Origin of the sequence: Bradyrhizobium sp. NBAIM14 (assembly GCF_020193895.1) — a bacterium.
Lineage (GTDB): Bacteria > Pseudomonadota > Alphaproteobacteria > Rhizobiales > Xanthobacteraceae > Bradyrhizobium > Bradyrhizobium yuanmingense.
Map to the genome: position 1 here is coordinate 1 of NZ_JADYVQ010000009.1, position 13,051 is coordinate 13,051.

At 62.2% G+C, this 13,051-nt stretch carries 18 protein-coding genes, 1 tRNA gene and 1 pseudogene; 15 read left to right on the top strand and 5 right to left on the bottom strand.

Translation table 11 applies throughout. From position 1 onward, the window contains the following. Together I6F28_RS21360 and I6F28_RS21365 are read left to right on the top strand one after the other, a co-directional pair. The coding region (locus tag I6F28_RS21360; protein ID WP_225140926.1) for a transposase at positions 1 to 321 on the top strand (321 nt) is incomplete at its 5' end. 192 nt (positions 322 to 513) lie between these two features. Next, a complete protein-coding gene (locus I6F28_RS21365) occupies positions 514 to 921 on the top strand; it encodes a hypothetical protein (RefSeq protein ID WP_225140928.1) in 408 nt (135 codons plus the stop codon). A 50-nt stretch (positions 922 to 971) separates the two neighbouring features. Here I6F28_RS21365 and I6F28_RS21370 read toward each other — a convergent pair whose 3' ends face one another. Then, positions 972 to 1,283 carry a hypothetical protein gene (locus I6F28_RS21370; RefSeq protein WP_225140930.1) on the bottom strand — a complete coding sequence of 104 codons (312 nt, stop codon included), beginning with the start codon at positions 1,281 to 1,283 and terminating at the stop codon, positions 972 to 974. Positions 1,284 to 1,414: 131 nt separating this feature from the next. Here I6F28_RS21370 and I6F28_RS21375 point away from each other — a divergent pair, with 131 nt between their 5' ends. From I6F28_RS21375 to I6F28_RS21400, 6 genes are all read left to right on the top strand, one after another. Next, on the top strand, positions 1,415 to 1,855 hold the full coding sequence (locus I6F28_RS21375) for a hypothetical protein (protein WP_225140932.1): 441 nt from the start codon (positions 1,415 to 1,417) through the stop codon (positions 1,853 to 1,855). Further along, a complete protein-coding gene (locus I6F28_RS21380; protein ID WP_225140934.1) occupies positions 1,836 to 2,357 on the top strand; it encodes an SbcC/MukB-like Walker B domain-containing protein in 522 nt (173 codons plus the stop codon). The genes I6F28_RS21375 and I6F28_RS21380 overlap by 20 nt, the downstream gene beginning before the upstream one ends. 47 nt (positions 2,358 to 2,404) lie before the next feature. Continuing rightward, the gene (locus I6F28_RS21385; protein WP_225140936.1) at positions 2,405 to 2,956 is read left to right on the top strand and encodes a hypothetical protein; all 552 of its coding nucleotides are present in this window, start codon (positions 2,405 to 2,407) and stop codon (positions 2,954 to 2,956) included. 3 nt (positions 2,957 to 2,959) lie between these two features. Next, a complete protein-coding gene (locus tag I6F28_RS21390) occupies positions 2,960 to 3,397 on the top strand; it encodes a hypothetical protein (RefSeq protein ID WP_225140938.1) in 438 nt (145 codons plus the stop codon). 111 nt (positions 3,398 to 3,508) lie between these two features. Next, the gene (locus I6F28_RS21395) at positions 3,509 to 4,105 is read left to right on the top strand and encodes a competence protein CoiA (protein WP_225140939.1); all 597 of its coding nucleotides are present in this window, start codon (positions 3,509 to 3,511) and stop codon (positions 4,103 to 4,105) included. Positions 4,106 to 4,334: 229 nt separating this feature from the next. Then, positions 4,335 to 5,639 (top strand): hypothetical protein, encoded by a 1,305-nt coding sequence (locus tag I6F28_RS21400; RefSeq protein WP_225140941.1) that lies wholly within the window; start codon positions 4,335 to 4,337, stop codon positions 5,637 to 5,639. On the opposite strand, the gene I6F28_RS21405 is transcribed toward I6F28_RS21400, so the two are convergent. Next, entirely contained in the window at positions 5,567 to 5,947 is a 381-nt protein-coding gene (locus I6F28_RS21405) for a hypothetical protein (RefSeq protein ID WP_225141116.1), read from the bottom strand. The two genes, I6F28_RS21400 and I6F28_RS21405, sit on opposite strands and share 73 nt — an antisense overlap. Then, positions 5,895 to 6,119 carry a hypothetical protein gene (locus I6F28_RS37830; protein WP_225140943.1) on the bottom strand — a complete coding sequence of 75 codons (225 nt, stop codon included), beginning with the start codon at positions 6,117 to 6,119 and terminating at the stop codon, positions 5,895 to 5,897. The genes I6F28_RS21405 and I6F28_RS37830 overlap by 53 nt, the downstream gene beginning before the upstream one ends. Positions 6,120 to 6,565: 446 nt before the next feature. Between I6F28_RS37830 and I6F28_RS37835 the strand changes: the two are divergent. Both I6F28_RS37835 and I6F28_RS37840 read left to right on the top strand, forming a co-directional pair. After that, positions 6,566 to 6,676, top strand: a pseudogene (locus tag I6F28_RS37835) (SEC-C metal-binding domain-containing protein); the annotation flags it as partial. A 127-nt stretch (positions 6,677 to 6,803) separates the two neighbouring features. Beyond that, on the top strand, positions 6,804 to 6,971 hold the full coding sequence (locus I6F28_RS37840; protein ID WP_225140945.1) for a hypothetical protein: 168 nt from the start codon (positions 6,804 to 6,806) through the stop codon (positions 6,969 to 6,971). Between the two features lie 259 nt (positions 6,972 to 7,230). Here the strand turns inward: I6F28_RS37840 and I6F28_RS21425 are convergent. Both I6F28_RS21425 and I6F28_RS21430 read right to left on the bottom strand, forming a co-directional pair. Continuing rightward, positions 7,231 to 7,307 (bottom strand) — tRNA-Arg (locus tag I6F28_RS21425). Positions 7,308 to 7,603: 296 nt separating this feature from the next. Then, the gene (locus tag I6F28_RS21430; RefSeq protein ID WP_036014057.1) at positions 7,604 to 9,103 is read right to left on the bottom strand and encodes a sensor histidine kinase; all 1,500 of its coding nucleotides are present in this window, start codon (positions 9,101 to 9,103) and stop codon (positions 7,604 to 7,606) included. Between the two features lie 350 nt (positions 9,104 to 9,453). Here I6F28_RS21430 and rpmH point away from each other — a divergent pair, with 350 nt between their 5' ends. From rpmH to I6F28_RS21455, 5 genes are all read left to right on the top strand, one after another. Then, positions 9,454 to 9,588, top strand: coding sequence for a 50S ribosomal protein L34 (rpmH, locus tag I6F28_RS21435; RefSeq protein WP_008542748.1), 135 nt, complete (start codon positions 9,454 to 9,456; stop codon positions 9,586 to 9,588). Positions 9,589 to 9,615: 27 nt separating this feature from the next. Next, positions 9,616 to 10,002, top strand: coding sequence for a ribonuclease P protein component (gene rnpA / locus I6F28_RS21440; RefSeq protein ID WP_109145452.1), 387 nt, complete (start codon positions 9,616 to 9,618; stop codon positions 10,000 to 10,002). A 16-nt stretch (positions 10,003 to 10,018) separates the two neighbouring features. After that, positions 10,019 to 11,869 (top strand): membrane protein insertase YidC, encoded by a 1,851-nt coding sequence (gene yidC / locus I6F28_RS21445; protein WP_036014059.1) that lies wholly within the window; start codon positions 10,019 to 10,021, stop codon positions 11,867 to 11,869. A 114-nt stretch (positions 11,870 to 11,983) separates the two neighbouring features. Continuing rightward, positions 11,984 to 12,637: a ribosome biogenesis GTP-binding protein YihA/YsxC gene (gene yihA / locus I6F28_RS21450; RefSeq protein ID WP_225140947.1), complete on the top strand. Its 654-nt coding sequence runs from the start codon at positions 11,984 to 11,986 to the stop codon at positions 12,635 to 12,637. Next, positions 12,637 to 13,002 (top strand): DUF423 domain-containing protein, encoded by a 366-nt coding sequence (locus I6F28_RS21455; RefSeq protein ID WP_225114333.1) that lies wholly within the window; start codon positions 12,637 to 12,639, stop codon positions 13,000 to 13,002. The genes yihA and I6F28_RS21455 overlap by 1 nt, the downstream gene beginning before the upstream one ends. Positions 13,003 to 13,051: the final 49 nt, after the last annotated feature.

Sequence of the window (13,051 nt, forward strand, 5' to 3'; positions counted from 1 at the left end):
TGGACGCGGGGTCTTCTGATCCGCCGCAACATCGCCGACGGCAGCTTGGCCTTCTTCTCCACATGGTGCCCCAAAGGCACGTCCATGCAGAAGCTGGTGTCGGTGGAAGGCCATCGCTGGGCCATCGAGGACAGCTTCGAAACCGCCAAGAACGAGCTCGGCCTTGATCACAACGAAACCCGCTCCTGGCATGGCTGGCATCGCCATGTCGCACTCGTCATGCTTGCCTTCGCCATGATGGCCGTCATCCGTCATCGGGCCAACACCGGGTCGTTGCTTAAAAAAACACGACCGCGGCCTCGACCGAAGCATCGTTCTTGATCCGCTGGTCGATCCAGGAAATCCGGCGCCTCGCCATGAAGCTTGCCCAGCGGCGCATCCCGCACGCCCATATCCTCGCATGGTCGTCTTGGCGTAGGGCCCATCAGGCCAACGCGCGCAAAGCCCATCTCAGGAAAAAATTGCAACTGTAATGCTAGGCTTCGCCGTCGGCGCGAAGAACTTGATACCGCGTTGACCGCGACAGGCCAACGTTTGGATGCCGCAACGCGCGCGCTCTCCGCTGGAGAAGCGCGCCAGGCGGAGACAAATCGCGGCATCGATGTGGCGCGCGGACAAGTTCTGGCTGCCAACAGCGCTTTTGGCGAACAGTGGTCGTCGTTGGACGATCTCTGCACGAAGGCTGGGATCGAGGGGAACATACCTCCCGTTCTCGATGACCAGGCTGCGTTGAAACTGGCGGCCCTCATCTCAGTCGCGATCGCAGAACGATCAGCCATTGCGTCTCCGCTCGCAAGCTCCCGGCGTCTTCGGACAGAGATCGACAGTTTGCAGCGGGAGCATGACGCGCTCGGTGAGGTGATCGAGACGACCGCGCGCTCCATCGACCAAAGACGTCTGATTTCCACGCTGCGCAATTGAAGGCAACTGAGTACACGGTCCAGGCGGCGGGCCTTGCTGAGCGCCTCATTTCAATTAGCCGTGAAATCACGCCGTTTCTTGCTGCCGCTGGTCTGGCCGTCGACTACCTCGATGTCGATCCCGCGGGTGTTGGCGTCACGCTGTCGAGAGTTGCGACGGAGTATGCCGCCCTGCGCGAGCAGGTTGGCCAGCTTGAAATGACGCTCCAGCGCTTGGCGCCCGAGCGTGCGGCGGCGGACGCCTCGCTTCGGCACGCGCAGGCCCACGTAACGGCGGCGGCGCTTCTTCTCGATCAGCGTCGCCTGGCCGAGGAGAGAAGGCGCGTGCCAGAGCGGAACTCCTCGATGGCGAGGCGACAGCAAGTCACCGGGCTCGGATCGCCGAGGCTTGCCAGACCACTCGTGAAGCTCTTGCTCGCGCGCGCGAGACAAAATCCACTACAGATGCAGCGTTCCAGGCGGCCGGCGCTCGTTGCGACGAGGCCGCCGCCGGATTGGAGACTGCCAAAGGCCGTAACGCTTTAGCCGAAAAGGCATTCAACGCGGCCTGCATGGATATTGCTCGCCCGCCAGATCAGGTTGCGGCGCTGATCGCAACCGACCCAGCATTGAGCGGAGCGTTACGGGTCCGAATTCGAGAGATCGATCGAGGCGTGAACGATGCGGGCACCGCAGTGCTGACGCGTCAGAATGACTTACACCGGGCGTTAGAAGGGTTCGACGAGACCACCGATGTCGAGAAGTTGGCCGCAGTCGTCGCGGCGTTGGGAACCGAAATCGGAGACTTGCAACAACGGACAGGTGCACTTGCCGCTACGCTCGCGCGAGACGACGAGGCGCGCGGCGCCGCTGCAAATCTATCCGCGCAAATCGAAACTGCGAAAGCGGAACTCGTAATCTGGCAAGCAGTCGACGATGCCCATCGGCTCGGCTAGCGGTGATCGTTTCCGTCGCTTTGTGCAGGGCATCACGCTCGACCACATGGTGCAATTGGCGAATGATCATCTCCATGCATTGACACCCCGCTACAGGCTCGCGCGGGGGGCTGCGTCCGATCTCACGCTGCATATTATTGATCGCGACATGGGCGACGAGGTCCGCGGCACCCGAAGCCTGTCAGGCGGTGAACGTTTCCTCGTCTCCCTTGCGCTGGCGTTGGCGCTGTCAGGTCTTGAGGGTCGATCGTCCTTTGTCGACACGCTGTTTATCGATGAAGGCTTTGGCTCGCTCGATGCGGAGACCCTCGACTTAGCAGTAGATGCGCTGGAGACCTTACAGGGTAGAGGTCAGAAGGTTGGCGTCATCACGCACGTCGCTGCCATGATCGAGCGGATTGCCGTGCAGGTGCGCGTGGAAAAGCGCGGTGCAGGTCGATCCGAGATTAGAGTTTCTGGTGGCAAGGGAGCCGCGTGGCCTGCGACGAGTAGCGCACAATAATATCAGGCGAAGCGGCCTCGGAGTGTTCAGGCCGGAAGAGGGGATACATGGAGAAATATCATATCAAGCTGACTGAGAGCGAGGCCGCGACACTCGCGAAGATCGATCTCAGGGAATCTCATTGCAATCATGATGAGGGCCACGCAGCTTATAAAGCCAATGCGCAGCCGATCCTTACCTTGCTCCAATCTCTGAGCGACAGGTCCGCAGTTCCCCAAGAAAGGCTGAATTACTGGAATGACCCCCGATACCATCACGGGAGGATCAAAGCGTCGCGCAAGGGTCTATTCGAGAGAAATGGTTGCAGAGGTACGGACATTTACACGCATCCACATTTTATCCGTTATCTTCGATATTTTCTGTTTGGTGCCGATCTTCCCGACGACGTCATTGCAGCATTTGAGGAAAAAGTCGGTAACCCACAGTGGGTTTCCTCTAGTGATGTCATTCCGATCGGAAAGTTTGCTCGGGATCTCACCCGCCAATATCGTCTGGACAAGACGGATGCACCAGAAGAGTTCTTCAAACTTTGCCTCGACATGGGGCTTAGCTTGACGACAGCCGAGAGCGTCATGCGGGCGGTCAAACAAATTCGATAGAACATGGACAAACTGACGCTGAACTACGTCTGGGGGCAGGAGCGGATACCGGTCGTACTGCGGCGGACGGGAAGAGGGCAGCGCTTGCGCGTTCGACTTCCCTTCGCGGAAACGAATTGCCAGTGGCTTCAGAATGGTAGACGAACGTCGCCTATTTGGATTGCCGGCAAGAAATACTGGGAACTGCCGAAAGCTTGGTTCAACGATTTCGTCGAACGCTCGTTGGCCGAATATGGCAAAGTCTACGTTATTCAGCCCTACCGTGAGCAAGAGAAATGCTCTCCTGCGTGCCAGAATGCGACTGGGCATGAGTGCCAGTGCTCCTGCATGGGCCTCTATCACGGCGCCGGAAATGACGGCAGTTGGTTCGAGGTATCCGATACTTTCGCTGCGCGTTGGGGCGAGCAGGAGCTCGCCTGTCGACTAATGACGGCGAGATAGGATGTCTGCTGGGGGAGGATGCATTTTGACCAAAGGCTCGGCCGATCGGCTGGCGGCAGCGCCATTGTCGTGCTTGTTGGGTTTAGCGAAGCGTAAAGGGGAGCCATAAACGTGCTCTATGCCTGGGTCGGCGACCAGAAGCGCGCCCCCGTCGCGAAGGGTGAACGGACCACGTGTCGCGACTGCGGCGGCTTGCTCACCGCCGTCATGCCCGTCGAGAACACGTCCCACTGGCGGCACAAGGCGGGTGATTGCGATCCCTGGAGCGAGCCGGAGGGAGCCTGGCACCTCGGCTGGAAAGAACTCTTCGATATGTCCTGCCGCGAGATCGCTCTACGCGACCCGACGACAGGAGAGCTGCACCGCGCAGACGTCCTCGTCGGCAGCGGCACCCCGCGCGCGACCGTCCTTGAGCTGCAGCACTCCTCGATCAGCGAGGACGAGCGAAACGCGCGGGAGGCCTTCTATCGGCGCGGAAACCGGATGTTCTGGCTGGTCCACATTCACAGCGAAAGCTCGTTCCTTGGGACGTATTTCAACATGTCGCTCGATTTCGGATCACGGGTCGTAAATCTCGACGGCAAGGAATTCGCGATCATGCGCTGGGTGGGCCCGAACAAGCAGTTCATCGAGAAGTGGAAGCGTGCGGTAGCCCACGTCTCTTCAATGCAGGGCCTTACATCTTCTACCTTGCAGGCCCCGGCGTAGCGTCTCGTCTTGGAGGCCCCTTGAAGCGCGGCGAATTCGCTCTCTGCGCCCTGACCCGCGATGAGTTTCTGCGAGCTGTCCGCTGGGAGGATACTGCTCCTTCTTGACGGCGTGCTCGTATTGAGCGGCGCCACGCCAGATCACTTTGCATGGCTGCCGGTATTCCTGATTAAACACAATGCGAGCGCTCGGGACAAAGCTCGCTGATAGTAGAAGGTGATGTTTTCCAATGAAGATATTTTGGTCATGGCAGAGTGATCGCGATCCGAAGTTGCATCACTACTTTGTGCGCGATGCGCTGAAGGACGCCTGCAAGCTCATCGCCATCGATCCCGACTATGAGGAGGCGGAGCGTCCCGAGGTCGATCACGATACCAAGAATGTCGCTGGAACGCCGGACATCACGAAGACCATCCTGGAGAAGATCGCCGGCGCGAACGTCTTTGTCGCGGACATGACCCCGGTGGGCATGACGGCCCCTGTAGCACTTCAGCCCAACATAGCTGCCGAAAAGCGTTCCGAGCCCAAATACCTCCAGAACCCGAACGTCATGTCCGAACTCGGCTACGCCGAGCATGCGCTCTCACAGGGCCGCATTATTCTCGTAGCGAACGGCGCGCACTATCCCGGTCCCGTGGCGCTTCCCTTTGATTGGCGTCACCGAAGCGGCGCGAAGGTCTACACCCTCAAGGATGGAGCCACGAAGGAGGAGATCAAGGCCGAGCAGAAGCGCTTCGCGGAGGTGCTGAAGAGCTGCATCATGCCCATCCTGGCTGAGCAGGCTCCGGTAAAGGCACCACCACCCCCAATTTCCTGGCAACCGTCGAGCAGTAGCGATCCGACCATTTGGCCGGCGGCTGAGAAGAAGCTCGAATTTCGCAACAATGCAATGGAGGAGCAGCGCCGGAATGTCCGACTGGGAAAAGGGACGCGGATCTTCGCACGCATCGCGCCTAGCGAATGGTCAGCGCCGGCCCGGGTCGAGCTTGAACAGCGCATCTCCGACGTGGGACTGAACATTCGGGGGCGGGACGGTGATTGGGGCCTCAATGGCGATGGCGCGCTGTCAGTCTGGGGGCGGATCGCGGGGAACGCTGACGACACGGACGTCACGAATGCGACGCAATGGTTCCAGTCGAACGGCGAGCTTTGGGGGGTCAACAGCAACTGCTTCGCTGAAAACAGCGGCGGCCTGTGTTTCGCGTCCGCGCTGCCGTTCACACCGCTGGATGAGTTTCTTCGTAAGGGCATTGCCGCCATCAGAGCCATGGGCGGTAAAGGCCGGATCGGGATCAAGCTGGGTGCTGGCGATCTGACCGACACTGTCTTGCCTGGCCAATACCAATCGCAACGCTTCCCGGCTGTCAGCGGGCGTGCGGATGTGGGCGAAGAACTTGAGTCCTGGACGCCGAACGAACGGCGGGCGCTCCTGTTCCGATTCTGGAACACTTTGATGGACGCCTACGGTCGGCCGCCTGCGCGCTCCATTACAGAGTTCGAGCAAGCAGCCGCGATTGCGCCGCTATCGAAATAGGCGTTGGAATGACCCAGCAGAACGAAGAGGCAAAACCAAACGTGCTCGATCCGCGCCAACTGGTGCGTATCGAAGCGGTGCATCGTGGCTTCCTGTATCAGCACCTCTATCTGGCGAACTGCTTGCTGCGCGCCGGATCGGCCGGCGTCGACAAAATCGTCGTCGAAGGAGACGAGGACGTAGAACTGCATCGGGCGGCCGACTGCTTCTATGTGCAGGTGAAGACGCGCCAGGGACTCCTGGAAGCTGGCGACATCAAGGGCTCCTCCCGGGCGCGTCGGGCATGGAGACGCTTGGCCGTTGAACATCAAGCTCGGTCAGGACGCGCTGAGTGTCGATGTCGTGATCGACAATGCCCATCGCCTGACGCCGGCGGACCTGAAACCGATTGTCGACCAGGCGCAGAACGTCCGCTTTCTTCTGCTGTGCCAGCCGGGCATCGTGACACAGGAGATCGCGGCACTCCTCGGCGTCGAGCATGAAACGCTGGGTGGTTGGGACGAGGACACCATTGCGGCGGTGGTCGCCGAGGTCGGCTGCGTGGCCGACTACGCGGATTGCGAGCGTCTGTCGCGTCTCACCGGCGGGCTGCCCTACTATGTATTGAATGCGGGGACATGCTTGCCGAGGTTGAGGAGCGCCTTCCAAAAAGCGACCAGCACCATCGCATCTTTCGCTACAACCGAGCACTGGCGATGTTCAAGCTCGGGGCCTACGACCTCACGCTCCAGGAAACGGAACGGCTCGGTGAAGAGTATTATGACCTCCTTGGCCTATCGCCAGAGCAGGTCATTGGCAGAAACCCGCCAGCCATCCGCCCGCTGCTGCCCAAGGGGCGGCGCCGCCTCATTACACGCCTTCGCCGGTCCGGCCCGCCGCCGCAGAGAAAGGTTGTTATTCCTCCGGCAATGCAGAAGCTTCTTGCGGCGCGCAACGGGCCAGCGGCGCCACCCCAGCAGCGTCGAACCAAGGTCGGCCGAAACGAGCGGTGCCCGTGCCAGTCAGGCCGGAAATACAAGCATTGTCACGGCCGATGATCGACAACGGCACCCGCCCATCGTCAACTATTGGCATCCCTCGCAACGTCCGGGACGCGTCGCCGCCCTGCTATTCGTTGCGCAGCCGATCTCCCTCATACTTGGCGCACCGCTCTCCGGTTGGATTATGGATGTCTTCTCGCAGGCTGAGGAAATGCACGGCTGGCAATGGATGTTCATCATCGAGGCTCTTCCGGCTGCAATCCTCGACTTCGTCATTCTGTCCTTTCTCAGCAATGGAATCGACGATGCGAAGTGGCTTTCCGAAAGTGAAAAGCAACCGCTGGCGGCTTGAGTGGCGAGGTACTAGCAACTTTCAGCCGGTGGACCTTCTCGCAGACCGACCCAGCCATATTTTCTGATGGCGCCGCCGCACGATCTTCGATGGTCGGTTACGCAGCTCGGGAAATCCAGCGCTCCTCTTGGGTTCGTTCTCCGTCACGGGATCCGCAATCGCAATAAAATCCCCAGACTAAATCCCAGACTAAATGGAAATTCTAGTCCGGGGTTGCTCCAGGCCAATCTCGAAACCTGTGTTATTTTAAGGAGTTAGCTGGCGCGCCCGGAACGATTCGAACGTCCGACCCTCAGATTCGTAGTCTGATGCTCTATCCAGCTGAGCTACGGGCGCGTGTTTCGCAAACAGCGCGGGCAGGGCCCGCAAGCAGCCCCCGGCGGAGCCGGAGGGGGTGCGAAAGAGCGCTCTGACTAACCGCTCTTGTCCCGATTGGCAAGGTCCGGCTCGCCGGTATTTTGGGGCATTTCCGCACTTCTCTTCGTCATTCCGGGGCGCGACGAAGTCGCGAGCCCGGAATCCATAACCACCAGCCGGGGTTATGGATTCCGGGCCCGACCCTTCGGGTCGTCCCGGAATGACGGAAGGAATGGCGATGGCCCAGCTCGTTTCAGTCGGCCGCTGGCCTAGCCTTAAGCCCTCTGGCGCTCGTTGCGGATGGAGAGCAGTTCCACGGGACGGTCGGGGATGACGATGCGGAACGTGGCGCCGATGGTGCCCTCGACCAGGTGGATCTCGCCGCCATGGGCGCGGACCAGCTCGGCGGCGATGGCGAGGCCAAGGCCGCTGCCGCCGGGGCGGCCCGAGGTCTGGAAGGCCTCGAACAGGCGCTCCCGGGTCTTCGGGGGAACGCCGGGGCCGGTGTCGGAGACCTCGAGAATGGCGACGGCGCCTTCGCGCTTTCCGGTGATCCGGATCTGCTGCACGCGCCCCTCACCCGCCGCATGGCTTTCGAGCGCCTGGGCGGCGTTGCGGACGAGGTTGAGCAAGACCCGGAACAGCTGGTCGGGATCGGCGTCGACCGCGAGCCCGCGCTCGATCGCGGCGACCCAGGCGATCGAGGCGTCGTTGGCGAGCCCCGCGGTCTCCCGCACCTCCATCACAACAGGCTCGATCAGGATCATGCGGCGGTCGGGTGCGGCCTCCTGGGCGCGGCCGTAGGACAATGTCGACTGGCAGAAGGCGATGGCGCGCTCGAGCGAGCGCACGAGCTTGGGCGCAAAGCGCTGCACGCGCGGATCCGGCACGCTGGCGAGCTGATCCGACAGCAGCTGGGCCGAGGCGAGCAGATTGCGCAGATCGTGGTTGATCTTGGAGACCGCGAGGCCGAGGGCAGCGAGCCGGCTCTTCTGATTCAGCATCGACATCAGGTCGCGCTGCATGTCGGACAATTCGCGCTCGGCGACCCCGATCTCGTCGCTGCGCTGGCTCGGCACGATGATGCCGGCCGAGCTCTCGGGATTCTCGTGGAAGCCGACCAGGCTCGCGGTCAGCCGCCGCATCGGGCGCACGAAGAGATAATGAAGCGCGAGATAGACGAGGCCCGCGGTCAGCACCGCGATGATCAACGCGACCACGACGAGGTTGCGGGAGAAGCGGTACATCTGCTTCCGCAGCGGCAGCTCATCGGTGACGATCTCGATGAACTGTGCATTGCCGACCCCGGGGCCGACGATGCGGATGGCCTGGTTGCCGGTTTCCAGCATCATCCGGAACGAGCCGGTGATCGCCTCCCAAGCCGTCATGTCGCGCAGGTCGATGTCGTGCTCGATGGCGGCGGGAATGTTGTCGCTGGCGAGCAGCCGGCGCTGCTGGCCCATCTTGATGGCGACGGCGCGGGCATTGATGCTCTTCAGGATCTGCCGCGACAGCGAATCGGGGACCATGCCGAGCGGCGCCGCATCCAGCACCAGCGCCGCGGTGTTGGCCGCCGCGACGCGATCATTCAGCCGGTTGACCCAGAAATTCGCGATGGCTGGCACGTAGAGCAGCACCGCGGCGATCATCACCAAGGGAATGGTGAGCAGCAGCAGCTTGCCGGACAACCCGAGCCCGCGCGAGCCGCGGGGCCGCGTCGCCGGCTGGTCTGGCTGATCCAGATCCTGGATCGGCTGGCGATCTGTGGCTGGCACGAAACTCGCCCCTGTTGGCCTTGGCTGATGGAGGATGCGACCCGACCGATGTCCGGTCAAATTACGGATCGCTAATCTGCCGAGGTGTGATGTAAGCGCTGATAGCGCGAGTCGCCACCTCAAGGGTTAAAAACGCCGCGCAAACAGCGATATTCACCACAATCGCGCGCTTGTGCGGCGTTGACGAAGACAAGGCGCTCCCTTATAAGCCGCGCGAATTGTCCGCGATGACCCGGTGCGACACCGGGAGCGGCTCTCTTGGGGCCGAAAAAGGGCCCGTTTTGGGCCGTATCTTCCGGACTTTACCATCAATTCTACAGGCAAATTGCCCGGTCAGCGGAGAAAAACCCGTGAAGCGGACTTATCAACCCAGCAAACTGGTGCGCAAGCGCCGTCACGGCTTCCGCGCCCGTCTCGCCACTGCCGGCGGCCGCAAGGTTCTCGCCGCCCGCCGCGCCCGCGGCCGCAAGCGTCTGAGCGCCTGAGCCGGACCCCCTTTTTGGGATTTCATCATGGATCGGCTGAGGCAGCGGGCGGATTTCCTCGCCGTTGCCAATGGCGCGCGGGTGAATAGTCCCGCGTTCGTCCTGCAAAGCCGCCGCCGCGATGATTCCGGCCCTGTCAGGATCGGCTTCACCGTCACCAAGAAGAACGGCAACGCCCCCGAGCGCAATCGCATCCGGCGCCGGTTGCGCGAACTGGTGAAGCGGCTCGATCCGACATCGATGCAGCCCCACCATGATTATGTCCTGGTCGGACGAAAGGACGCGCTCTCGCGCGACTTCGCCACCATGCTCGACGATCTGCGCATAGCGTTCACGAAGCCCGCGCGGCATACGGCCAAAGCGCGCGGCCACAGGCCGGGTCACGCCGCAGCGACCAGCCGCAAACCGGATTGATGACGAGACAATCGAGATGACCGACAATCGCAATACCATCCTCGCCGTCATTCTGTCCGGCCTGGTGCTGATCGCCTGGCAGTACTTCTACAATGTGCCGCAGATGGAGAAGCAGCGCGCCCAGCAGCAGGCGCAGTCCGAGCTCCAGAAGGGCAGCACGCCGCAGCCGGGCGCGTCCCCGACACCGGGCAGCGCGCCGCAGCCCGGCGCGGCCCAGCCGTCGACGCCGGCCGCGAGCCCGCCCCAAGCGGTCGTTTCGCGCGAGACTGCCATTGCAGCGAGCCCGCGCGTCAAGATCGAGACGCCGCGGATCGCCGGCAGCATCTCGCTGAAGGGCGGCCGCATCGACGACATCGCGCTGGTGCAATATCGCGAGACGGTCGATCCGAAATCGCCGCCGATCGTCCTCTATTCGCCGTCGGGCACGGCGGAGCCCTATTACGCCGAGTTCGGCTGGGTTGCAGCGACGGGCGTGACGGCAAAGATGCCGGATGCCCAGACCGTCTGGCAGCAGGAGGGCAGCGGCAGCCTGACGCCGTCGACGCCCGTGGTGCTGAAATGGGACAATGGCGACGGCCTGACTTTCCGCCGCACCATCGCCGTCGACGACCATTATCTCTTCACCATCAAGGACGAGGTGAGCAATGTCGGCAACGCGCCCGTCACGCTCTATCCGTTCGCGCTGATCTCGCGCCACGGCGCGCCGCATGTCTCCGGCTACTATATCCTGCATGAGGGCCTGATCGGCTATCTCGGCGAACACAGGCTGCAGGAATATGCCTACAGCAAGATCGACGAAGCCAAGCAGGTGAACTTCAAGGCCACCAATGGCTGGCTCGGCATCACCGACAAATACTGGGCCTCCGCGCTGCTGCCGGATACCAACGCCCAGCTCCAGGCACGTTTCTCGTCGAACCCGGTCGGCAAGGTCCATACCTACCAGACCGACTATCTGCTCGACCCCGTCACCGTCGCGATCGGCGGCACCGCGACGGCCAACGCGCGGCTGTTCGCAGGCGCCAAGGAAGCCGGCGTGGTCGGCATCAACTTCCCGCTCGCGGGCCTCGGCGGCTACAACAAGGCGCTCGGCCTCAATCAGTTCGACCTGCTGATCGACTGGGGCTGGTTCTATTTCCTCACCAAGCCGATGTTCCTCGGCCTCGACTTCTTCTTCCGCTTCTTCGGCAATTTCGGCGTCTCGATCCTGCTCGTCACGGTGATCGTGAAGCTGTTGTTCTTCCCGCTGGCGAACAAGTCCTACGCCTCGATGGCGAAGATGAAGTCGATCCAGCCGCAGCTGCTGGCACTGAAGGAGCGCTATCCCGACGACAAGGTGAAGCAGCAGCAGGAGATGATGGAGATCTACCGCAAGGAGAAGATCAATCCGGTCGCCGGCTGTCTGCCCGTGCTGATCCAGATTCCGGTGTTCTTCGCGCTCTACAAGGTGCTGTTCGTCACCATCGAGATGCGGCACGCGCCGTTCTTCGGCTGGATCAAGGACCTCTCCGCGCCGGACCCGACCAACCTCTTCAACCTGTTCGGGCTGCTCCCGTTCGATCCGACCACGATTCCGGTGTTCGGCTATTACCTCGCGCTCGGCATCTGGCCGATCATCATGGGCATCACGATGTGGATCCAGATGAAGCTGAATCCGACGCCGCCGGATCCGACCCAGCAGATCATCTTCAACTGGATGCCGCTGATCTTCACCTTCATGCTGGCGGGATTCCCGGCGGGCCTCGTGATCTACTGGGCCTGGAACAACCTGCTCTCGGTGGTCCAGCAGGGCTACATCATGCGCCGCAACGGCGTGAAGGTGGAATTACTCGACAATCTCAAGGCAACGTTCGCGAGGAAGGCGACGTAAGCGTCGTCATTGCGAGGAGCCCTTGCGACGAAGCAATCCAGAGTCCCTCGGCGGATACATTTCTGGATTGCTTCGCTTCGCTCGCAATGACGCAAGGAAACAGCGAGGCTTCGCATGACCGACTACAAAGATGCGAAGCTGATCGAGGCCGGGCGAAAACTGTTCGCTCGTGACTGGCAGTTCATCTGGGCCTCGCCTTCGATCGAAACGCTGCCGCCGATGGCGGGGCTGGAGATCGCCTTTGCCGGGCGCTCCAATGTCGGCAAGTCGAGCCTGATCAACGCGCTCACGGGCCGCAACGCGCTGGCGCGCACCTCGCATACGCCGGGCCGCACCCAGGAGCTGATCTTCTTCGAGGTCCCCGGCAAGAACGACCTGCGCCTCGTCGACATGCCCGGCTACGGCTATGCCAAGGCGCCGAAGAGCCAGGTCGCGTCCTGGACCGAGCTGATCCACAAATTCCTGCTGGGACGCGCCAGTCTCGCGCGCGTCTACGTGCTGATCGATGCGCGGCACGGGATCAAGGATGTCGATCTCGAGGTGCTGAAGACGCTCGACCGCTCCGCCGTCAGCTACCAGATCGTGCTGACCAAGGCCGACCAGGTGAAAGTCGCCGAGCTGCAAGCACGCATCGCCGAGACCGAGGCCGTGCTCGCCAAGCATCCGGCCGCGTTCCCGACCGTGCTCGCGACCTCGTCGCGCAGCGCGACCGGCATGGCCGAGCTTCGCGCCGCGATGGCGAAGCTCCTGGAAGAGCGGGCCTCGTGATGGCAGCGCACCGCCTGCTGATCGGGCTTGCCGGCTTGATGGGCGCCGCCGGCGTCGCGCTGGCCGCCGCGTCCGCCCATGGTGCCGACGCGAGCCGTCTTGCCTCCGCCAGCGCCATGCTGCTGTTTCATGCAAGTGCCATACTTGCGACCATCGCCTTGCTCACGCGCGGCCTTCTGCACGGCGGAATTGGAATCGTGGCGACGTTCGGCTTCGCGATCGGTGCCGCGCTGTTCGCAGGCGACCTCACCTTGCGGCAGTATGCCGGGCACGCGCTGTTTCCGATGGCGGCGCCGACGGGCGGGATGGTGATGATTGCGAGCTGGCTGGCGGTAAGCGTGGCGGCGGTGGTGGCGAAGCGCTGAATCCGTAGCCCGGATGGAGCGAAGCGCAATCCGGGGCCGGTGTCTGCGG